This is a genomic window from Sporofaciens sp. St.21A7 (assembly GCF_059728535.1).
In genome coordinates this window covers 3,849,493-3,871,171 of record NZ_BAAGFN010000001.1, presented here as the reverse complement: position 1 = coordinate 3,871,171, position 21,679 = coordinate 3,849,493, and the positions used below count along the sequence as shown (strand labels likewise).

The 21,679-nt window shown below is 47.0% G+C and carries 16 protein-coding genes; 15 read left to right on the top strand and 1 reads right to left on the bottom strand.

The window, feature by feature from the left end; genetic code table 11:
- Nucleotides 1-11 precede the first annotated feature (11 nt).
- Complete coding sequence (locus AC6I3O_RS19175) at nucleotides 12-272, top strand: putative Se/S carrier protein (RefSeq protein WP_497852236.1); 261 nt, start codon at nucleotides 12-14, stop codon at nucleotides 270-272.
- A gap of 49 nt (nucleotides 273-321) precedes the next feature.
- Here the strand turns inward: AC6I3O_RS19175 and AC6I3O_RS19170 are convergent, their stop codons facing one another.
- Nucleotides 322-1,503: an IS630 family transposase gene (locus AC6I3O_RS19170; RefSeq protein ID WP_304523360.1), complete on the bottom strand. Its 1,182-nt coding sequence runs from the start codon at nucleotides 1,501-1,503 to the stop codon at nucleotides 322-324.
- A 119-nt stretch (nucleotides 1,504-1,622) separates the two neighbouring features.
- On the opposite strand from AC6I3O_RS19170, the gene AC6I3O_RS19165 reads away from it, so the two are divergent.
- The 14 genes from AC6I3O_RS19165 (at nucleotide 1,623) to AC6I3O_RS19100 (ending at nucleotide 21,672) form a co-directional block, all read left to right on the top strand.
- The gene (locus AC6I3O_RS19165) at nucleotides 1,623-2,387 is read left to right on the top strand and encodes an acyl-CoA dehydratase activase (protein WP_497852235.1); all 765 of its coding nucleotides are present in this window, start codon (nucleotides 1,623-1,625) and stop codon (nucleotides 2,385-2,387) included.
- 106 nt (nucleotides 2,388-2,493) lie between these two features.
- A complete protein-coding gene (locus tag AC6I3O_RS19160) occupies nucleotides 2,494-2,949 on the top strand; it encodes a hypothetical protein (protein WP_497852234.1) in 456 nt (151 codons plus the stop codon).
- A gap of 16 nt (nucleotides 2,950-2,965) precedes the next feature.
- A complete protein-coding gene (locus AC6I3O_RS19155) occupies nucleotides 2,966-3,445 on the top strand; it encodes an RNA polymerase sigma factor (RefSeq protein WP_497852233.1) in 480 nt (159 codons plus the stop codon).
- Nucleotides 3,442-4,278, top strand: coding sequence for an anti-sigma-I factor RsgI family protein (locus tag AC6I3O_RS19150; protein ID WP_497852232.1), 837 nt, complete (start codon nucleotides 3,442-3,444; stop codon nucleotides 4,276-4,278). Before AC6I3O_RS19155 ends, AC6I3O_RS19150 begins: the two co-directional genes overlap by 4 nt.
- Before the next feature lie 119 nt (nucleotides 4,279-4,397).
- The gene (locus AC6I3O_RS19145; protein WP_497852231.1) at nucleotides 4,398-6,380 is read left to right on the top strand and encodes a sodium-translocating pyrophosphatase; all 1,983 of its coding nucleotides are present in this window, start codon (nucleotides 4,398-4,400) and stop codon (nucleotides 6,378-6,380) included.
- 315 nt (nucleotides 6,381-6,695) lie between these two features.
- Nucleotides 6,696-8,300, top strand: coding sequence for a phosphoenolpyruvate carboxykinase (ATP) (gene pckA / locus AC6I3O_RS19140; protein ID WP_497852230.1), 1,605 nt, complete (start codon nucleotides 6,696-6,698; stop codon nucleotides 8,298-8,300).
- 246 nt (nucleotides 8,301-8,546) lie between these two features.
- Nucleotides 8,547-9,578: a CobW family GTP-binding protein gene (locus AC6I3O_RS19135; protein ID WP_497852229.1), complete on the top strand. Its 1,032-nt coding sequence runs from the start codon at nucleotides 8,547-8,549 to the stop codon at nucleotides 9,576-9,578.
- Between the two features lie 94 nt (nucleotides 9,579-9,672).
- On the top strand, nucleotides 9,673-10,602 hold the full coding sequence (locus AC6I3O_RS19130; RefSeq protein WP_497852228.1) for a TIGR03943 family putative permease subunit: 930 nt from the start codon (nucleotides 9,673-9,675) through the stop codon (nucleotides 10,600-10,602).
- A 76-nt stretch (nucleotides 10,603-10,678) separates the two neighbouring features.
- Entirely contained in the window at nucleotides 10,679-12,361 is a 1,683-nt protein-coding gene (locus AC6I3O_RS19125) for an AAA family ATPase (RefSeq protein ID WP_497852227.1), read from the top strand.
- 57 nt (nucleotides 12,362-12,418) lie between these two features.
- Nucleotides 12,419-13,570: an SGNH/GDSL hydrolase family protein gene (locus AC6I3O_RS19120; protein ID WP_497852226.1), complete on the top strand. Its 1,152-nt coding sequence runs from the start codon at nucleotides 12,419-12,421 to the stop codon at nucleotides 13,568-13,570.
- A 128-nt stretch (nucleotides 13,571-13,698) separates the two neighbouring features.
- Nucleotides 13,699-17,232 carry a pyruvate:ferredoxin (flavodoxin) oxidoreductase gene (gene nifJ / locus AC6I3O_RS19115; RefSeq protein ID WP_497852225.1) on the top strand — a complete coding sequence of 1,178 codons (3,534 nt, stop codon included), beginning with the start codon at nucleotides 13,699-13,701 and terminating at the stop codon, nucleotides 17,230-17,232.
- A gap of 361 nt (nucleotides 17,233-17,593) precedes the next feature.
- On the top strand, nucleotides 17,594-18,742 hold the full coding sequence (locus AC6I3O_RS19110) for a DUF3696 domain-containing protein (RefSeq protein ID WP_497852224.1): 1,149 nt from the start codon (nucleotides 17,594-17,596) through the stop codon (nucleotides 18,740-18,742).
- Nucleotides 18,726-19,394: a hypothetical protein gene (locus tag AC6I3O_RS19105; RefSeq protein WP_497852223.1), complete on the top strand. Its 669-nt coding sequence runs from the start codon at nucleotides 18,726-18,728 to the stop codon at nucleotides 19,392-19,394. Before AC6I3O_RS19110 ends, AC6I3O_RS19105 begins: the two co-directional genes overlap by 17 nt.
- A gap of 16 nt (nucleotides 19,395-19,410) precedes the next feature.
- A complete protein-coding gene (locus AC6I3O_RS19100; protein ID WP_497852222.1) occupies nucleotides 19,411-21,672 on the top strand; it encodes an alpha-galactosidase in 2,262 nt (753 codons plus the stop codon).
- The last annotated feature ends 7 nt before the right edge of the window (nucleotides 21,673-21,679 follow it).

The following is a 21,679-nucleotide window of genomic DNA, read 5'->3' as shown; positions in this document are numbered from 1 at the left end:
GAAGTTTACATATGTCTGAGATACAGCACTATGTATTGTTTCCCAACCATGACAATGCGATGCGGCTGCACCGGGAATTAAAGGCGATGGGGATTAAGGCGGTGATTGCGCCGACTCCCAGGGCTGCCAGCAAGTGCTGCGGAGTTTCGCTTCTGGTTAAGGAACAAGACCTTGAGGAGATTGAAGCCTGTGTAAAAGAGCAGGGAATCGAGATATTAAAAATAGCAGAGATTGAGCGGGATGTGAATCCCAGAAGAGACAGATATTGTTAGTAGAAAGCTGCGGTCAGCACACTAGTACATTGAATAATTAATAACTGGCCTAATTAGCATTTGATTTTATGCCAGCTTTAACGGCTTCATCCTGACTTATTTCATCCATTTTATAAGTCCAATGGTATACAACTGGCTCCCTGTTGACCTCTTCAAAATACAGGTATATGCGGTCAGCGAGTTCCTCCTTTGATTTGACTCGAATTCCTTTTAACATCTGCTTTGTCATCTTGCTAAAGAAACTTTCTATCATGTTTAACCATGATCCATGCGTGGGCGTAAATACAAAGATAAATCGTCCCTCCGGACACGTTGCAAGATAGTTTTTTGTCTCCTTGGACTTGTGGGCAGAATGGTTATCGCATATGATACGTATCACATCCCCTTCTGGATATTTATTGTCCAGTTTCTTCAACAGATTGATAAAATCTGAACTTTTATGACTCTCGCTGACCAGTGGAATTGCTTCCCCAGTCAGCAGATCAATTCCTGCCAATAAGGAAAGAGTCCCTAAACGCTTATATTCCGCGTCACGGTAAACACATCCTGTATCCGCTGTTGGACGCAGGTCATCCCCGGTCGTTGCAATCGCCTGTATTCCGGGTTTTTCATCACAAGAAACTGTATGGACAACAATCCCATCTTCTGGGACGATTATGCTACCATCTTCATTAAACTGTAAGGATATTTGCTTATATACCAAAAGTACATCATGCATTTTCTGTTCAAATTCAGGGTCACGTTTTTCACAGTAATACTTGATTTTGAAAGGTTTGATTTCCGACTTGCGCAATATCTTTTGAACCATAGGTTTTGTGATCGTGGCAAGCCGGGGAAAGCCCACCTCTTGTGCATTTTTCTGAATATGCTGATGCAGGTTTTTCAGAGTCCAAAGTTCCTGGGAATAGCCAAGATCAGCTGGACGTTGGCAGGCCAAATCCACGATCCATGCCACAGCATCATCTGTAATTTCAATTGGATGACCAGGACGTGGTCTATCATATAAAGCAAGATCAACACCGCCTTCTTTAAACTTTTTAAGGCATAACTTAACGGTATTCACGTTAACATCTATGCGCTGTGCTATTGCGGCATTTGACTCACCTTGTGTTTTGTATATCAATATTTTTGCTCGGTCAACAATCTGAGCCTGTATTGTTCTGCATCTACACAGAGATTGGAGATATTCATAATCTTCCTGTTCAATATCTAATATATTTGCGTGTGCCATAATCAACATTCCTTCCTATATTAAATAATTTGATTATAACACTCATATATATATTTGGCTAGTTATTTAATTTATGATGTACTAGGCTGCCCGCAGTTTCTTAGATTGGGGTAAATGATATGAATTATGTAGGTATTGATATAGGCTCGACAGCGTCTAAGGTAGCGGCAGCGGGAGAGAAGGAGCTTTATTTTCTCCTTCCTACCGGATGGAGCAGCAAGGAAACGACGCAGACAATCAAAGAAAAATTGCTGGAAGAGGGTATCGATGTCCTGGCGGATGATACGAAAGTGGTCGCCACAGGATACGGGCGGGTCGCGGTAGATTTTGCCGACTATGTGATTACGGAGATTACCTGCCATGCCCGGGGCGGAAGAGAGATGGCGGGAGACGACTGCGCCATTATTGACGTGGGTGGACAGGACACGAAGGTAATTCTTGTGGAGCATGGCATGGTGCAGGATTTCCTGATGAATGACAAGTGTTCCGCCGGAACGGGAAAGTTCCTGGAAATCATGGCGAACCGCTTAGGCGTCACCCTTCAGGAGTTGTTCGATATGGCGGAGGCGGGAACCGTCCTTCCCATTAGTTCTTTATGCACCGTGTTTGCAGAGTCCGAGGTGATTAATTACATCGGGGAAGGCAGAAGCCGGGAGGATATTGCGGCCGGGGTCGTGGATTCCGTTGCGGCGAAGGTAGCGCAGCTTGCCCAGAGGAAGAATCTTGCGGGAAGGATTATCCTGACCGGGGGATTAAGCCACAGCGGATATTTTACAAAGCTCCTGTCTGAGAAGATTGGGCAGACGGTGGAACCGACAGAGCAAGGCAGGTATGCGGGCGCTCTTGGAGCCGCATTGCTGGCACGGGAAAAAAATAAAAAATAATTCTTATTTTTTGAATGGTTTTTCATTCTTTGGTCGTATTATAGATAGAGATCAGAAATGATCTGGAAGAACAAGGAAAACAAGTCAGGTAGAATGGAGGAAGATCATGAAGAAAGTTGTAACTGTTGTCTTGATTTTTGTGTTGGCGCTTTCTCTGGGAGGAATTGTGGCGTTTGCCGAGAAACCGGTAGAAGCCCGCTGTTTCTACGGCACGAACAATGGATGGGTCTGTGATTACCAGAATTTGGGCTGTGCGTTTGGGAACGGCTGTTTATCCAATTACTGCGGTAATTACGGAACAGGCGTGGACATGTCAGGGTATGTTTCCGAAAGGCCGGTTGTGAACCAGACGCCTGTATATAGCGGGAGCAGCAACCAGAGCTACAGCGGAAGCAGCCAGAGCTATACCGGAAGCAGCCAGTCAACAGGATGGTCCGGAGGCGGTTATCAGGGTTCCGGCTACGTGGACAATAACAACGACGGATATTGCGACAACTGGTCAGGTTCTTACGGCGGAGGCCATCACGGCGGCGGACACCATGGCGGCGGACACCACAGATAAGAGATGAGGTTCTATTGTGCGGAGCGAACAGGAGGTAAACAGGGCGCTGGAACAGTATGCGGATACAATACAGCGCATCTGTATGATACATCTGAAGAATTATCATGATACCGAGGACATATTTCAGACCGTGTTTTTGAAGTATGTCCTAAGTTCCGTTGTTTTTGAAAATGCTGAACATGAAAAAGCGTGGTTCATACGGGTAACGCTCAATGCCTGTAAGGATTTGCTCAAAAGCTTTTTTCACAGCCATACGGTTCCGTTAGAAGAATGGACGGGGCAGATGGAGGACCAGGTGCCGGAGCACAGCGAAGTGCTGGCAGCGGTCCTTTCTTTGCCTGTAAAATACAGGAATGTAGTGTACCTTCATTACTATGAGGATTACTCTGCCGCTGAGATTGGGCGTATTCTTGGGAAGAATGTAAATACGGTCTATACGCTCCTGACGCGTTCAAAGCGGCTGCTCAGGGAGAAATTGGGAGGTGAGAGGTTTTGAGTGACAGACGATTGAAAGAAGCATTTGACAATGTCCATGCAGATGATGAAATCAAAAGGCGCACCAGAGAATTTCTTGCCCGAAAGACCAGAAGCTATGGGCGGGGAACGATGTTCCCATACCGGCGGCTGGCAGCGGCCATGGCATGCCTGCTGCTTGTGGCGATGGGATGGGGAGGTTATTTCCTTTATTTCATACCGGTATCTTCGATTAGTGTGGACGTAAACCCTTCCATCGAACTTGGAATTAACCGGTTCGACCGGGTGGTGAAGGTCGATACCTATAATGATGACGGATATAACATTATGTCTTCGCTGGACGTACGGTTCATGGACTACCGGGATGCGATGGATGTAATTCTGAACCAGGAGAGCGAGGAAGCGTATCTGGCAGAGGATTCCTGCATTGCCATTGCCGTATCCGGGGCGGCGGAAGGAAAACAAAGAGAGATGCTTGCATGCCTCCATACATGTGCCTCTTCCTATGGAAATGTACATTGCTCGACAGGGAGCCACGGCGATGCCGCCGCGGCACATGAGGCGGGGATGACTCTTGGGAGGTATCAGGCGTTTTTGGAGCTTCAGGCGTTGGATTCTTCTATTACGGCAGAGGATATCGAGGGGCTTACCATAAGCCAGATATGGGATAAGATTGCCGAATTGTCAGGAGATACCGGGCAAGATGGGAATGCTGCGCAGTATACGCCGGGAGGGCAAAACGGGTGTGGTATGCATCATGGAAATGGGGGACAGGACGGAGCCAGTACACAGAATGGGACACAAGGTACATGCCAGCAAAACGGACATCATAGTGGGCATGGACATGGCCATTGATTTTAAATATAAAGAATGTAAATTATTTGTATATATTAACGAAAATTTCAAAAAAACTATAGACAACTTGTGCAAATGTGATAAGATGGAAGTATAATAAGTCTATGGGAGGGGAAATTATGGAAATTTTCTTGAATGTGGTTCCAATCCTGGGAATCGTCGCCCTGATCTTTGCGGCTGCGTTAGCTTCTAAGGTCAACAGACAGGATGCAGGAACTGAACGGATGAAAGAGATTGCGGCGTCGATCAGCGAGGGCGCCCAGGCATTTTTGACAGCCGAGTATAAGATATTGATTTTCTTTGTGATCGTGCTGTTTGTCCTGATTGGTGTCGGAATCGGAAATTGGGTGACGGCGGTATGTTTCGTAGTCGGCGCGGTGTTCTCAACGCTGGCAGGGTATTTTGGAATGAGCGTGGCGACGAAAGCGAATGTGCGGACAGCCAATGCGGCGAAGGAGAGCGGAATGAACCGCGCGCTTTCGATTGCATTTTCAGGCGGGGCGGTCATGGGAATGTGCGTAGCAGGACTTGGGGTTCTTGGTGTAAGCACAATTTACCTGATTACAGGAAATGTGGACGTATTGTCCGGGTTCAGCCTTGGCGCATCTTCGATTGCTTTGTTTGCCCGTGTGGGCGGCGGTATCTACACGAAGGCGGCGGATGTGGGAGCCGACTTGGTAGGTAAAGTAGAAGCAGGAATCCCGGAGGATGATCCCCGTAATCCAGCGGTTATTGCCGATAATGTAGGCGACAATGTAGGTGATGTTGCGGGAATGGGTGCAGACTTGTTTGAGTCTTATGTGGGAGCCTTGATTTCAGCGCTTACGCTTGGAATCGTGTATTATAAGGTGGAAGGTGCAGTCTATCCGCTGTTGATTGCAGGGCTTGGACTGATTGCATCTATACTGGGAACATTTTTCGTAAAAGGGGACGAGAATTCTAATCCTCACAAAGCGTTAAAGATGGGTTCTTATGTGGCGAGCGCTTTAGTCCTGGTGGTTGCATTTGTATTCAGCCAGTATCTTTTCGGGGATTTCAAGGCTGCGATTGCCATTGTTGCCGGATTGATTGTAGGGCTTTTGATTGGTATTATCACGGAGGTCTATACGTCCGGGGATTATAAGTCGGTAAAAGAGATTGCGGAGCAGTCCGAGACGGGGCCTGCGACGACCATCATCAGCGGGCTTGCCGTGGGCATGAAATCTACGGGTATTCCGATTCTCCTAATTAGTATCGGCATCTTCGTGGCATATCAGTTCTGCGGGCTGTATGGGATCGCCCTTGCGGCGGTGGGCATGCTGTCTACGACCGCAATTACCGTAGCTGTAGATGCCTATGGGCCAATTGCGGACAATGCCGGGGGGATTGCAGAGATGTCCGGCCTGGATGTCAAAGTTCGCAAGATTACAGATAAGCTGGATGCTGTGGGCAACACGACGGCGGCGATGGGTAAGGGATTTGCAATCGGTTCTGCGGCTTTGACCGCCCTTGCGCTCTTTGTCTCCTATGCCGAGGCAGTGCAGCTGAAGAACATTGACTTGCTGGACAGCCGTGTGATTATCGGTCTGTTCATCGGCGGTATGCTCCCCTTCTTGTTCTCCGCTATGACGATGGAATCTGTTTCAAAGGCGGCGTACAAGATGATTGAAGAAGTAAGGCGGCAGTTCCGTGAGAAACCGGGAATTATGAAAGGAACGGATAAGCCGGATTATAAGTCCTGCGTTGCCATCTCGACGACGGCTGCGTTGAAGGAGATGCTTGTGCCGGGAATCATGGCGGTAGTGGCGCCTCTGGCAGTCGGGCTTTTGTTAGGGCCGGCATCACTGGGAGGCTTGCTGGCAGGCGCGCTTGTCACAGGCGTTATGATGGCGATTTTCATGTCCAATGCAGGCGGCGCATGGGACAATGCGAAGAAATATATTGAAGACGGGACTCATGGCGGCAAAGGAAGTGAAGCCCACAAGGCCGCGGTAGTCGGAGATACGGTGGGAGATCCGTTCAAGGATACGTCGGGACCGTCCATTAATATACTGATTAAGCTTATGACGGTCGTGTCACTGGTATTCGCGCCCCTGTTCTTAACCGTTGGGGGTCTGTTATGATCGTTCTTTACTGACAGACTGGGAGACGTTTTGTAAGGAAACGGTCTCCCTTTGTTTTTTGTAATCAGTCGTAGTGAGTGGATTGAAGGAATAGATGGCGCCAAGCCTGAGATGACAGATTGTTAAAAATTTATCCTTTTTTGAAAAATTTAGATGATTTTTATTGATTTTATTTTTTTATTATGTATACTATTTATCAGAGGAAGTAAGAGAATTGGCTTCCGGATGATATACCGTGGATTCCGTGTAGTACCGGTATTCGTAGATGGTTATCATTAAGAAACTGTATACTATGAAAAAAGGAGATTATGAAAGATGGCAGAGATTAATTTGAGCAAGTATGGCATCAATGGCACCACTGAAATCGTACACAACCCTTCTTATGAGATGTTATTCGAGGAAGAGACGAAACCGGAACTGGAAGGTTTTGAAAAGGGACAGGTCAGCGAGCTTGGCGCAGTGAATGTCATGACTGGTATCTACACCGGACGTTCACCGAAAGACAAATTCATCGTTATGGATGAGAATTCCAAGGACACCGTGTGGTGGACCTCCGATGAATACAAGAACGATAACCACCCGGCTTCCGAAGAGACTTGGAAGGCAGTGAAGGACATTGCCTTGAAAGAACTCTCTAATAAGAGGCTGTTTGTTGTAGACGCTTTCTGCGGTGCGAACGAAGACACACGTATGTCTATCCGTTTTATCATGGAAGTTGCATGGCAGGCACATTTCATCCGGAATATGTTCATTATGCCGACCGAGGAAGAGCTTGAGAAGTTTGAGCCTGATTTCGTTGTTTACAATGCATCCAAGGCGAAAGTAGAGAACTATAAAGAACTCGGGCTGAATTCTGAGACGGCTGCTATGTTCAACATTACAAGCCGCGAGCAGGTGATTGTCAATACATGGTACGGCGGAGAGATGAAGAAGGGTATGTTCTCTATGATGAACTACTATCTGCCGCTGAAAGGTATCGCTTCCATGCACTGTTCAGCCAACACGGACATGAACGGAGAGAACACGGCTATCTTCTTTGGTCTTTCCGGAACAGGCAAGACGACGCTTTCCACAGATCCGAAGAGGCTTCTTATCGGTGATGACGAGCACGGCTGGGATGACGACGGTATCTTCAACTTTGAAGGCGGATGCTATGCGAAGGTCATCAACCTTGACAAAGAGTCTGAGCCGGATATCTATAATGCGATTAAGAGAGACGCCCTTCTTGAGAACGTTACTCTGGACGCAGAAGGCAAGATCGACTTCAACGATAAGAGCGTGACGGAGAATACCCGTGTATCCTATCCGATCAACCACATCGAGAAGATCGTGCGTCCAAAATCTGCAGCTCCGGCAGCAAAAGAAGTTATCTTCCTGTCCGCAGATGCGTTTGGCGTACTGCCGCCGGTATCCATCCTTACTCCGGAGCAGACACAGTACTACTTCCTGTCAGGATTTACAGCGAAACTTGCAGGAACAGAGCGCGGCATTACTGAGCCGACGCCTACCTTCTCTGCTTGTTTCGGACAGGCTTTCCTTGAACTGCATCCGACGAAGTATGCAGAGGAGCTCGTAAAGAGAATGGAAAAGAGCGGCGCGAAGGCTTATCTGGTAAATACCGGATGGAATGGAACCGGAAAGCGTATCTCTATCCGTGATACCCGTGGTATTATCGATGCGATTTTGAACGGAGATATCCTGAAGGCATCTACCAAGAAGATTCCATACTTCAACTTTGATGTTCCGACAGAGCTTCCGGGCGTAGACACGAATATCTTAGATCCACGCAATACTTATGCAGATGCTTCCCAGTGGGAGGAGAAGGCTAAGGATCTGGCTCAGAGATTCGTGAAGAACTTTGCGAAGTATGAAGGAAATGAAGCCGGAAAGGCTTTGGTTCCGGCAGGCCCACAGTTATAACCTAAAATTAATATCGGATGTGAAAGAACCGGCGCTTATTGTTTGGCGCCGGTTCTTATTTGATAGGAACTCTATTGTTATCCGCCCTGAAATTAGATATAATAAATGAAAAGAAATCTGGCAAGGAGTGCCATAAGCCGTATATCATAGATTTTATACGGCAATAATTTAAACGATGCTCTGGCGGCAGACGGAAGATTGTGGTAATATATTGGTCGTATAAAATGGTGAAAAGAGGGATATCAGATGACAAAGGTAGACATTATATCGGGATTTTTAGGGGCCGGAAAGACAACATTTATCAAGCAGTTGATTGAACAGGTCTTTACAGGTGAAAAACTTGTGCTGATTGAAAATGAATTTGGCGAAATCGGCATTGACGGTGGTTTCCTAAAGGATGCAGGAATTGAGATTACGGAGATGAATTCGGGGTGCATCTGCTGTACGCTGGTGGGGGATTTCAGCAAGGCGCTCCAAAAGGTCTTGGAAGAATACAAACCGGACCGTGTGATGATCGAACCGTCGGGAGTCGGCAAATTATCGGATATCGTGAAGGCAATCGAAGATGTGAAGAAGGAAGCCGAGATTGAAATCCATGGAAGGATTACGGTGGTTGACGGAAAGAAAGCGGCATTATACATTAAGAACTTTGGAGAATTTTTCGAGGATCAGGTAAAGCATGCATCTACAATTGTCATTAGCAGGACACAGATGATGTCAGACGAGAAGATTGAGGAATGCGTCCATATGCTCCGTGAGAAAAACAAAGATGCGGCAATTATTTCCACACCATGGGAGAAATTGGGCAGGGAAGCCATTTGCCGGGCGCTTGGGCATGGGGCGGAGATAGAAGAGCTTCTGGAAAATCACACCGGGCATGACCATCATCATAACCACGGGGAAGACTGTGGATGTGACCATCATCATGAGCATCATCACGGCCATGAAGGACATTGCTGTGGTCACGGCCATGACCACCATGGCCACCATCACCATCATGCAGACGAGATATTCACGAGCTGGGGAAAAGAGACTGCCCACAAATACACAGACGAGGAGCTTTCTTTCCTGCTGAGGGCATTATCCGAGACAGAAGGATACGGGAACGTCCTGCGTTCAAAGGGAATCATCCCGATGGCAGACGGCACATGGAAACAGTTCGACCTTGTCCCGGAAGAGTATGAAGTCCGCGAAGGCCAGGCTGACTATACCGGTCGGGTATGCGTAATCGGAACAGACTTGAAGGAAGAGGAACTGCTGAAATTGTTCCATATCTAAAACCGAAAAGGCATCCTGCCTCAAGAAGTATTTGGATGAGGATGCTTTCAGAATTTAATAAATAGGGAATGAAGGTGATTGCATGAAGACTCCTGTGTTCATTTGTACAGGTTTTCTTGACAGCGGGAAGACGACGCTTGTGAAGGATACGCTGATGGAACAAGACTGGATCGCGCCGGGACTGACACTGTTGATTCTGTGCGAAGAAGGAGAGGAAGGATACTCCAAGGAATATCTTGAATCCCACGAAATGGCCATGCTGAAAATCGAAGAATTTGATCAGTTGAATCCATCATTTTTCAAGAATTGTGAGAAGAACTATCATCCTGCCCAGGTAGTGATTGAGTACAATGGGATGTGGAAGCTGGAAGATTTGCTGTCCATTAAGTACCCCAGAAGCTGGGAACTGCAGGGCGTCTATTCCACCGTAAACGGCATGACTCTGGATATGTACCTTAAAAACATGAGGAATCTGCTCATCGAGCAGTTGACGGAATCAGGGTTGATTGTGGTGAACCGTTGTCCGGAAGGGGCGGACCGCTCCGGTTTCCGCAGGGCGCTCAAGGTGCAGAATCCCATGGCTCAGTTGATATTCGAGGGAACGGACGGCAGAATCATACAGCCGTCAGAGGAAGACCTGCCCTATGATGTCAAAGGGGACAGGATACAGATAGAACCGGAAGATTTTGGAATCTGGTATGTGGACGCATACGACCACCCTGATCTGTATCTCCACAAAGAAGTAGAATTCGTAGCGCAGGCATTCCGTCCCAAAGGGATGGGAGAGAACATGTTCGTCCCGGTACGTAAGATTATGACCTGTTGTGCCGATGATTTAAAGTTTTATGGCTATCCCTGTAAATCAGACCATCCGATTACATTCAAGAAAGGCGCATGGGTTAAGGTCCTGGCAAGATTTGAATATGAACAGGCAGTATCTTTCGGGAATGAACAGCCGGTGTTGTATCTGATTGCTATGGAGGGGGCTGCGAAACCCAAAGAGGATGTGGTCTATCTTATGTGACAGAAAGGACCGTAAGGGGCGTCTGTAAGAGGCATGGACGGCCCCTTTTAGGATATGGTACAGGCGGAGGGTGTGGATGAGGACAATCAGTATAGGAAATGACGGATTTGATGCGATTCGGGAGAAAAATTGTTTTTATGTGGATAAGACTGCATTTATCAGAGAGTGGTGGGAGTCAGAGGATAAGGTCACATTGATTGCCCGCCCTCGCCGATTTGGGAAAACTCTGAATATGAATATGTTAGAATGTTTCTTTTCTATGAAATATAAGGGACGTGGAGATTTGTTTGAGGGGCTTTCTATCTGGTCGGATGATAAATACAGGAACCTACAGGGAACCTGTCCAGTCATATCCCTTACGTTCGCGGACGTGAAATCCGGCACATGTGATGGGGCGATTGCCCGAATCAAGCAGAACTTGACAGACCTATATAACCAGAATGAATTTTTACTCAAGGGTGATTTACTGAATGCGAAGGAAAGGGAGCAGTATGACGCCGTCAGGCCGGATATGAAAAATGAAGAAGCAGAGGTCGCTGTGCGTGCATTAATGGGATATTTGAGCCGTTATTACGGGAAAAAAGTCATCGTCTTACTGGATGAGTATGATACCCCGCTGCAGGAAGCATATGCCAATGGTTTCTGGGAGGAAATGTCTATGTTTATCAGAAGCATGTTTCATTCGATGTTCAAGACAAACCCTTATCTGGAACGGGCAATGCTGACGGGAATTACGAGAGTAAGTAAGGAATCCATTTTCTCAGACCTGAATAACCTGCAAGTAGTGACGACGACTTCTTGTATTTACGAGAATGCGTTTGGTTTTACCGAGGATGAGGTGTTCGCCGCGCTTAAAGAGGCCGGGATCTTGGACAGACAGGAGCAGGTAAAGGCGTGGTATGACGGATTTACTTTTGGAAAAAGCAGAGATATCTATAATCCTTGGTCGATCACAAAGTATCTGGATGAGAAAAGGTTCGCGGCATATTGGGCAAATACCAGTTCTAACAATCTGGTCAGCAATCTTATTCGGGAAGGCGCTTCCGATGTGAAGATTGCAATGGAAGATTTAATTGAAGGAAAAAGCATTGAAAAAGTCATTGATGAGGAGATTATTTTCGAGCAGTTAGATGATAACAGCGAAGCAATCTGGAGCCTGCTTTTGGCGGCGGGATACTTAAAAGTGGAGGACGTCACCGACGCCGACAACGGGGAAGATGCAGTTTACCGTTTATCTCTGACCAATTTAGAGGTCAGGAAAGAATTCCGCAAAATGGTCCAGGGATGGTTCAAAAAAGCATCCATTCGATATCATGATTTTGTGGAAGCGCTACTGGCAAATGATGTGGCGTATATGAACCAGTACATGAACCGGATGACACAGACGGTATTCAGTTATTTTGATACCGGGAACCATCCTTCTGAACAGACGGAACCCGAACGTTTTTATCATGGTTTTGTGTTGGGGTTGATCGTGGATGCAAAGCTTGATTACCATGTCACTTCAAATCGGGAAAGCGGTCTGGGAAGATATGATGTGGTCATGGAGCCTCGTGATAAGAAAAAGGATGCGTTTGTGTTTGAGTTCAAAGTGAAGAACCAGGATTCTAAGGAAAGTCTTGAAGATACGGTAAGGAATGCGTTAAAGCAGATTGAGGAAAAGAATTATGACGCGATGTTGATTGCGAAAGGAATCCCGAAAGAGCGAATCCGTCATTATGGTTTTGCTTTTGAGGGGAAGAGAGTATTGATTGGTTAGTTATAGACATTTGTAAAGCCTCTGGAAGAGAGGTTATGTGCCGGAAGAAGGGTGCTTATGAAATTTGGGGGATATGGGAAGAGAAGGCCAGGGAAGAGCTTGGCATTTGTAGTCAGTTTATTTATCTGTGTTATGATGCTTCTGTTCGGAACAGAAGCGGTCTTGCCCCATGCAGAAGAGCCGGGAAACCAGCCGGGAGAGACAAAAAAACAGGAAATTTCGGATAAAGAAGAAAAAGCCAAGCAGAAATGGGAAGGCGATACCATCTACTGTACGGCGTTGGGAGACAGTATTGCCAAAGGTTACGGAGGCAAAGGACAGGAAGATTTGAGGAGTTACACCCAATTCATTGCCGACTGGGTGTCTGAGGAGACGGGGATACCTGCGGAATGTGAGAAATTTGCAAAAAACGGGCTGGATTCTTCGCGACTAAACTCCGATATCCTGACCAAGGAGGAAGCCCTGGCATCCCTTGACCGGGCGGATATCATCACATTGACCATCGGGGCCAACGATTTGATGCAGGAATTTAAGCGCGCGGCAGGGGAGGTCTTAGGTACAGAGCGTAAGTTTTTGAGTGTATACGATGCATTTGATTCTTTGCAGGATGGCGTGGAAGGGAACCCGCTTCTGATCGTAAAAATACTGGATGTGCTGAACAACTGGGATTATGAGGTGTTTGAAGAACAATGGACAACTGCCATGGAAACCATAGCGGCACACAGGAAGGCTGGGGCGCAGTTGGTGGTTACGAATATTTATAACCCGGTGAGTCGGTTTGAATTGCCGGGAGCCATGAACGGCATTGTAGAGGACATTATCCGCAATATGAATCAGATTATGTACGAACACGCAGAAGATTACGATTACCGGGTCGTCGATTTGTTTGAATCGGAGATCTGTGAACATACCCAGGAGGACGGCCTTCACCCGGATGAAGAGGGGCAGGAGCTGATTGCCAGGCTGGCGGCTGAAAAGATTGATACCGGCAGGTTCAAAGGGGAACCGGAGAAAGAGATAGAAGAAGAACCACGTCCCGAAAAGGTGGAGCCGCGTAAATACAGTCTGTGGACGGTCTTAGGACCGATGCCCTGGATTGGCCTTGCCATCCTTTTGGGAATTGCCGCCGTATTCCTGTTCTGGACGGCAAAGAGGAAAAACAGGGACTTGTACCGAAAAAGGAACAAAAATAAGGGCAAGAATGACTAGACTTTTAACAATGTGTGGACTATAATAAAAACACACGCCAAATTATGCCAGATCAAGGTATGACCCTCAGGCGGACTTGGTCCGGTCTGGCAGATTAATTTGCACAATTATAAGGAGGAACAACGAAAATGGCAAGAAAAATGAAGACCATGGATGGTAATCAGGCTGCGGCTCACGCATCATACGCATACACAGAAGTTGCGGCTATTTACCCGATCACACCATCATCTGTTATGCCGGAGCATGTGGATGAGTGGGCAACTGAAGGCAGGAAGAATATCTTTGGACAGACTGTCCAGGTAACAGAGATGCAGTCAGAGGCAGGAGCAGCGGGAGCAGTACACGGTTCTCTGGCGGCAGGCGCTTTGACGACGACATTTACGGCATCTCAGGGCTTGCTGCTGATGATTCCTAACTTATATAAAGTAGCAGGCGAGCAGCTTCCGGGTGTATTCCATGTATCCGCGCGTGCGCTTGCCAGCCATGCACTGTCAATCTTTGGAGATCATTCTGACGTATACGCATGCAGACAGACAGGCGCCGCTATGCTCTGCGAGTCAAGCGTACAGGAAGTTATGGACTTAACGCCAGTTGCACACTGTGCGGCTCTCAAGGGCAAGCTCCCGTTCATTAACTTCTTCGATGGATTCCGTACTTCCCATGAGATTCAGAAGATTGAGACATGGGATTATGAAGATTTGAAAGAATTAGTTGATATGGATGCCATTGATGCGTTCAGGAACCATGCATTGAACCCGAACCACCCATGCCAGAGAGGTTCCGCACAGAATCCGGATATCTTCTTCCAGGCAAGAGAGGCATGTAACCCATACTATGATGCTATGCCGGCAATCGTACAGGAGTACATGGACAAGGTAAATGCTAAGATTGGTACAGACTACAAGCTGTTCAACTACTACGGAGCAGCAGACGCCGAGAAGGTAATCGTAGCAATGGGTTCCGTATGTGATACTATTGAGGAGACCATTGACTACCTGTTGGCGGCAGGCGAGAAGGTTGGCGTCGTAAAGGTTCGCCTTTACAGACCGTTCTGCGCACAGGCATTGATTGACGCAATTCCTGACACTGTAAAATATATCAACGTTCTTGACCGGACAAAAGAGCCAGGAGCACAGGGAGAGCCATTATACTTGGATGTTGTATCCGCATTAAAGGGTTCTAAGTTCGACGCGGTTCCGGTAAATTGCGGACGTTACGGACTTGGTTCTAAGGACACGACGCCTGCACAGATCGTTGCAGTATTCAATAATGCTGACAAGGCAAGATTCACCATCGGTATCGAGGATGATGTGACCAATCTTTCCCTTGCAACAGGACCGGCATTGGTTACGACACCGGAAGGAACCATTAACTGTAAGTTCTGGGGACTTGGTGCGGACGGTACGGTGGGAGCGAATAAGAACTCCATTAAGATTATCGGCGACAACACAGATATGTATGCACAGGCATATTTTGACTATGATTCCAAGAAGTCCGGCGGCGTTACCATGTCACATTTACGTTTCGGTAAGAAGGCAATCAAGTCTACCTACCTGATTCATCAGGCGAATTTTGTTGCATGCCACAATCCTTCTTATGTGGACAAGTATAACATGGTTCAGGAATTGGTTGACGGCGGAACATTCCTTCTGAACTGCTCATGGGATATGGAAGGCCTTGAGAAGCATCTGCCGGGACAGGTGAAGGCATATATCGCAGACCACAACATTAAGTTCTACACCATCGATGGAATTAAAATTGGTAAGGAAATCGGTCTTGGAGGACGTATCAATACCGTATTGCAGTCTGCATTCTTCAAGCTGGCGGCAATCATTCCGGAGGAAGAGGCAATCGATTTGATGAAGGCTGCTGCTAAGGCTACCTACGGAAGAAAAGGCGACAAGATCGTTCAGATGAACTATGATGCCATCGATGCGGGTGCGAAGCAGGTGGTAGAAGTTGCCGTACCGGATTCATGGAAGTCCTGTGCGGATGAGGGATTATTCTCACCAGAGGTCAAGGGCGGAAGAGAAGATGTTGTAGACTTCGTTAAGAATGTACAGTCTAAGGTGAATGCACAGGAAGGTAATTCTCTTCCGGTATCTGCATTTAACGACTATGTAGACGGCTCTACGCCATCCGGTTCTTCTGCATACGAGAAGCGTGGTATCGCAGTAGATATCCCGGTATGGGTAGAAGAGAACTGTATCCAGTGTAACCGCTGTGCGTATGTATGTCCTCACGCTGTTATCCGTCCAATCGCCCTGACAGAGGACGAGCTTTCTAAGGCTCCGGAAGGAACAAAGGCGATCGATATGATTGGTATGCCAGGCATGAAGTTTACCATGTCCGTATCCGCTCTTGACTGTACAGGATGCGGTTCTTGTGCGAATGTATGTCCGGGCAAGAAGGGCGAGAAGGCTCTTGTTATGAAGAACATGGAAGAGAATATCGGCTCACAGAAGGTATTTGATTTCGGCAGAGAGATTCCGGTGAAGCCAGAGGTTGTGGCTAAGTTCAAACCAGAGACGGTAAAGGGAAGCCAGTTCAAACAGCCGTTGCTTGAGTTCTCAGGAGCTTGTGCAGGATGCGGAGAGACACCTTATGCGAAGTTGATTACCCAGTTGTTCGGTGACAGAATGTATATTGCCAATGCCACAGGATGTTCTTCTATCTGGGGCAACTCCTCACCTTCCACACCTTACACGGTAACTCCGGAAGGAAAGGGACCGGCTTGGTCAAACTCCTTGTTCGAGGATAACGCTGAGTTCGGATACGGTATGCTGTTGGCACAGAAGGCAATCAGAAAGAGATTAAAAGCTCAGGTAGAAGAGATTGCAGGCTCCGACAAGGCTTCTGAGGAAGTGAAGGCGGCATGCAAGGAATATCTGGATACCTTTAACTGCGGCGTATCCAACGGTGACGCTACAGATAAATTAGTTGCTGCACTGGATGGAATCGACTGTGATATCTGTAAGGATATCGTTAAGAACAAAGATTTCCTTGCTAAGAAGTCTCAGTGGGTATTCGGTGGCGACGGATGGGCTTACGATATCGGATTCGGCGGCGTTGACCATGTATTGGCAAGCGGCGAAGATATCAATGTAATGGTATTCGATACCGAAGTTTACTCCAACACAGGCGGACAGTCTTCTAAGGCCACCAAGACGGGTGCGACAGCACAGTTCGCGGCAGGCGGAAAAGAGACGAAGAAGAAAGACCTTGCAGGAATTGCTATGAGCTATGGCTATGTTTATGTAGCACAGATTGCTATGGGTGCAGACTTCAACCAGACGGTTAAGGCAATCGCAGAGGCAGAGGCTTATCCGGGACCGTCACTGATCATTGCTTACGCTCCATGTATCAACCATGGTATTAAGAAGGGCATGAGCAAGGCTCAGACAGAGGAAGCGTTGGCGGTAGAGTGTGGATACTGGAACAACTTCCGGTTCAATCCGGCTGCAGAAGGTGCGAAGTTCTCACTTGACAGCAAGGAGCCGTCAGGAGACTATCAGGCATTCCTTGACGGAGAAGTTCGTTACAATGCACTGAAGAGAGCGAATCCGGAGAAGGCTGAGAAGCTGTTCGCGAAGAACGAGGCTGAGGCTAAGGAGCGGTATGCTTATCTCAAGAAGCTGGTTACGCTGTATGGAGAGGACTAAAGCAGATTGAGCCAGGTTCTTAGGGAAGAATGCAGTGATATGATCATGTAAGATAAATTTAAGATGCGAATCCTTTTCAGGTTCGTTAGAAGGGAAGTCCCGCACGAATATTTCGTGTGGGACTTCCTTGTGTTATAATAGTATAGATTTACCTATCTATTTTTTTCAGGCTATGATATACTATTTTTGAAATTTATTAGTTTCAATGAAGAATTTGAATAAGAAATCTGATGTAAAGCGTGGGATATGTGATGAAGGATGTGCAGGATATATCGAACAGGATAAAAGAAATTAAAGATTTTGCCAGAGAGAATGATAATGAAATCAGCCTTTTGGCCTGGAAATTTGTCGAGGAGTTTTTATGCTGCAAGAGTTAATCTTAAATAATTTTAAATGTTTTGAAAACCTTCACATAGATTTTTCCACCGTCAATATTTTGACTGGTTTAAATGGGATGGGCAAGTCTACGGTCATGCAGAGCATACTGCTGTTAGCCCAGTCGAAAAAGAGCATATCTTCGGAAGAGGTGTTGTCTATAAAGGGAAAGTATGTGGATCTCGGAACAGGACAGGACATTCTTTTTGAAAAGGCAGAAAAAGATGAGATTGGAATCGAGATACGGACGGAAAATGAAGAAGAACGGTTTTTATTTGAGTATCAGCCGGAAGCAGATGAGCTGCCTTTGAGAAAAATTAGTTCCGAGTTAGGGGCATCGAAGATTTCAGGTTGGGCAGATAGACTATTCTATCTGTCAGCCTATCGTATTGAACCACAATTTTTGTATCACATTGAGAATGAAAAAGATATTTCAGAAAGACATTTTGGGAAAAACGGCGAATATGCGATTCAATATTTAAAGCTGCATGGCGGAGACGATGTGGCAAATCAAGAAGTCGTAATCGGAGACAGGAACAAGACGACGGTGGCAGATCAGGTGAGAGCATGGCTCGATATCATCTCTCCAGGCGTATCGCCGATGATTCATATTGACATGTCTTCCAGAACAGCGGAATTAAAATATGAATACATTGAAGGCAGAGATAAAACCAATTCCTACAAAAGTGTGAATGTAGGATTCGGTATTACTTATGTACTGCCTATCATTGTTGCGTTAGTCTCTGCAAAACAAGGCGACATTCTCTTGCTGGAAAATCCTGAGGCGCATATCCATCCCAGAGGACAGAGAATGTTAGGAGAATTGATTGCGGCGGCAGGTTCAGGCGGCGTACAGGTAATTGCCGAAACACATAGCGACCATGTGCTGAATGGAATCCGGGTCGCTGTCAAAAAGAATAAACTGAATCCAGAGGAGACTGGCTTCTTCTTCTTTTATAAGGATGTGGATGATTCCTACAGACATAAAGTTGCGTGTCCGAAATTGGATGAAAATGGGCGTCTTGACAAATGGCCTGAAGGCTTTTTTGACGAATGGGATAATGCGCTTTTAGAGTTTTCAGTATCCATTTGCCACAAAAGAACTTGCGGTACAATATATGCACCGATTCCTTGATATCTGTAAACGAATTCAGAAGGATGAGGTAACGAATATTCAGGAAATAAAAACAGGTTTTATTGATTCTCAGGCAGAGATTGGACCTGATTATAAACTGATTCAGTTGATCCAGGAGTTTAAAGGCAGAGAAGAAAGAACGTTATTGTTGGGGATTTTAACGAATAGAGGTACTTATCGGGAAGAGGGCGGAAGCGCTTGTAAAATTGACGGAAAAGAATCATCGGTATGTATACAGGGTATCGATAATTTTCTGGTCAGTCTTTTATCAAGCCGGTTATTTTTTGAGAAAACAATCAAAGGAATGGTTGGTCAGGAAGAAATAGAGTTGAGGAATCTGTCTAAGGAAGAGCATATAGATTATTATCGGAATGAGTTAGGTCTTCGGCGCTATCATGGGAATGATAAAAAGCATAAATTTGACAGAGAGAATCCGTATGGAAAAGGAAAGATTGGAAGCAGGATGGATTTACATGATGAAGAAGCGCAGGAACTGCTGAATAAGGCTATTGATATCAAAGGCAGATTATATGCAAAGAAAAACGGAAATTATTACGCGTTCCAGAATGAAAGAGATATTTTTTATCATGGATACCGGGCAGATGATTTGGGAGAGGATATTAAGAGACAATTAGACCGGAAATTTACTTAGATAAGGAGATAAGAAATTGCCAATCATATTTCACAAAAAGACAAAGGAATTTCACCTTTACAACGAAAAAATCAGCTACATATTCAAAATTCTGGCAAACGGACACCCAGGACATATCTATTATGGAAGAAGGCTCACAGACCGGGACAGCTTTGGCGGCATGATCGAGTATGCATTGCGGGACATGGCGCCTTGTGCCTTCGAGGGGAACAGCACGTTTTCCCTTGAGCATCTGCAGCAAGAATATCCATCCTTCGGCTCTGGCGACATGCGTTTCCCAGCATTTGAACTGGAGCGGCAGGACGGAAGCCGCGTGGTGGATTTCAAATACCAGAAGCACGAAATCTACGCCGGAAAGAAGAAGCTTCCGGGACTTCCCGCCGTATACGTGGAAAAAGAAACAGAGGCACAAACCCTTGAGGTCACACTGGAAGACGCCCAGTTAGGGGCAAGGATCGTCCTGTCCTACACCATATTCGAGGCGTTTCCGGTCATCGCCAGAAATACCTGCTTCTACTGCGGCAGGGAGGGCATTACACTTCTGAACGCAATGAGCGGTTCCTTAGATTTGCCTGACAAGGATTATGAGATGGTAGAACTGGCAGGAGCATGGTCGCGGGAGCGGCACGTACATATAAGGCCTCTGGCATATGGAATCCAAAGCATTTACAGCCTCCGGGGATGCAGCAGCCATCAGTTCAACCCCTTTCTGGCGCTCAAGAGGAAGAATGCGGATGAACATTCCGGTGAAGTGATTGGGGCAAGTCTCATATACAGCGGAGATTTCCTTGCACAGGTGGAAGTAGATAATTTTGACGTGACACGCCTTATCATGGGAATCCATCCCAATGAATTCCGGTGGGAGCTGCGTCCGGGAGAGTATTTCCAGACTCCGGAGATGATTCTTGCCTACTCGGAAAATGGACTGAACGGCATGAGCCAGACATTCCACAAGCTGTACCGCACAAGGCTTGCCCGTGGAAAATGGCGTGACAAGGCGCGCCCAATCCTGATTAACAACTGGGAGGCGACCTACTTTGACTTCAATGAGGAGAAGATTCTGGCGCTTGCCCAAAAAGCCGCAGAAATCGGCATTGAATTGTTCGTGCTGGACGACGGCTGGTTTGGGAAACGCAATGACGCCACCTCTTCCCTGGGGGACTGGCAGGTGAACAGAGAGAAACTTCCGTCTGGCATGAAAAGCCTTGCAGAGCGGATAAACCAAATGGGCATGGGATTTGGCCTGTGGATTGAGCCGGAGATGGTCAATAAGGACAGCAATCTTTTCCGAGAGCACCCGGACTGGGTGCTGGCAGACAGCCGTAGGAATTACTGCCACAGCAGGAACCAGTATGTGCTGGATTTTTCCAAATCAGAAGTGGTAGACCATATTCACGGGCAGATTCGGAAAGTGTTGGGCGAAGCAAATATTTCCTATGTAAAATGGGACATGAACCGTTCTTTTTCAGAGGTATTTTCTAACGGCAAAGATAGAAGCTGGCAGGGAAAGGCGCGTCATCAGTATATCCTAGGGGTCTATAGCCTGTATGAACGGCTGACTCAGGAATTCCCGGATATTCTGTTTGAGTCCTGCGCAAGCGGCGGGGCGCGGTTCGACCCGGGGATACTCTATTATGCGCCCCAGGGATGGACGTCGGATGATACGGACGCCGTAGAACGAATCAAGATACAGTATGGCACTTCCTATGTCTACCCCCTGAGCAGCATGGGCAGCCATGTAAGCGCATCGCCCAATCATCAGTTGTACCGGCATACGTCCCTTGAGACGAGGGCGAATGTGGCGTATTTCGGGACTTTCGGATACGAGCTGGATCTGACGGAGCTTTCAGAGGAGGAGCTTTTGACGATGAAGGGGCAGATTTCGTTTATGAAAAGATACCGGGAGCTGATTCAGGGAGGAGTGTTCTATCGAATCAAGAATCCCTTTGAGCATAATTCTTCGGCATGGATGGTGGTGTCCAAGGATCAGACGGAAGCGTTGGCGGCGTATTTCCGTGTGTTACAGCCGACGCAGGCGGGATTCGAGCGGATACGGCTTGCAGGCCTGCGGGCAGATTGGGAGTATGCTGTGACGGAAGAAATGGGAGGAGAACTGCCAGAAGGGACGGAACAATGCTTAGGGGAGGACAGACACTTCGGGGATGAGCTGATGTATGGGGGACTGAGCGTTTCTGATGTGTCCTCCGGCCTTAGGGGTGTTGCGAGAGAAAAACAGGGCGATTTTCTGTCAAGGCTCTTCCATTTGAAGAAAATTTGATAAAGGA

Coding starts and splice junctions, on each gene's coding strand:
- AC6I3O_RS19175 (WP_497852236.1), top strand. CDS start 12: ATGTCTGAGATACAGCACTATGTATTGTTTCCCAACCATGACAATGCG.
- AC6I3O_RS19170 (WP_304523360.1), bottom strand. CDS start 1,503: ATGGCACACGCAAATATATTAGATATTGAACAGGAAGATTATGAATAT.
- AC6I3O_RS19165 (WP_497852235.1), top strand. CDS start 1,623: ATGAATTATGTAGGTATTGATATAGGCTCGACAGCGTCTAAGGTAGCG.
- AC6I3O_RS19160 (WP_497852234.1), top strand. CDS start 2,494: ATGAAGAAAGTTGTAACTGTTGTCTTGATTTTTGTGTTGGCGCTTTCT.
- AC6I3O_RS19145 (WP_497852231.1), top strand. CDS start 4,398: ATGGAAATTTTCTTGAATGTGGTTCCAATCCTGGGAATCGTCGCCCTG.
- pckA (WP_497852230.1), top strand. CDS start 6,696: ATGGCAGAGATTAATTTGAGCAAGTATGGCATCAATGGCACCACTGAA.
- AC6I3O_RS19135 (WP_497852229.1), top strand. CDS start 8,547: ATGACAAAGGTAGACATTATATCGGGATTTTTAGGGGCCGGAAAGACA.
- AC6I3O_RS19125 (WP_497852227.1), top strand. CDS start 10,679: ATGAGGACAATCAGTATAGGAAATGACGGATTTGATGCGATTCGGGAG.
- AC6I3O_RS19120 (WP_497852226.1), top strand. CDS start 12,419: ATGAAATTTGGGGGATATGGGAAGAGAAGGCCAGGGAAGAGCTTGGCA.
- nifJ (WP_497852225.1), top strand. CDS start 13,699: ATGGCAAGAAAAATGAAGACCATGGATGGTAATCAGGCTGCGGCTCAC.
- AC6I3O_RS19110 (WP_497852224.1), top strand. CDS start 17,594: ATGCTGCAAGAGTTAATCTTAAATAATTTTAAATGTTTTGAAAACCTT.
- AC6I3O_RS19105 (WP_497852223.1), top strand. CDS start 18,726: ATGCACCGATTCCTTGATATCTGTAAACGAATTCAGAAGGATGAGGTA.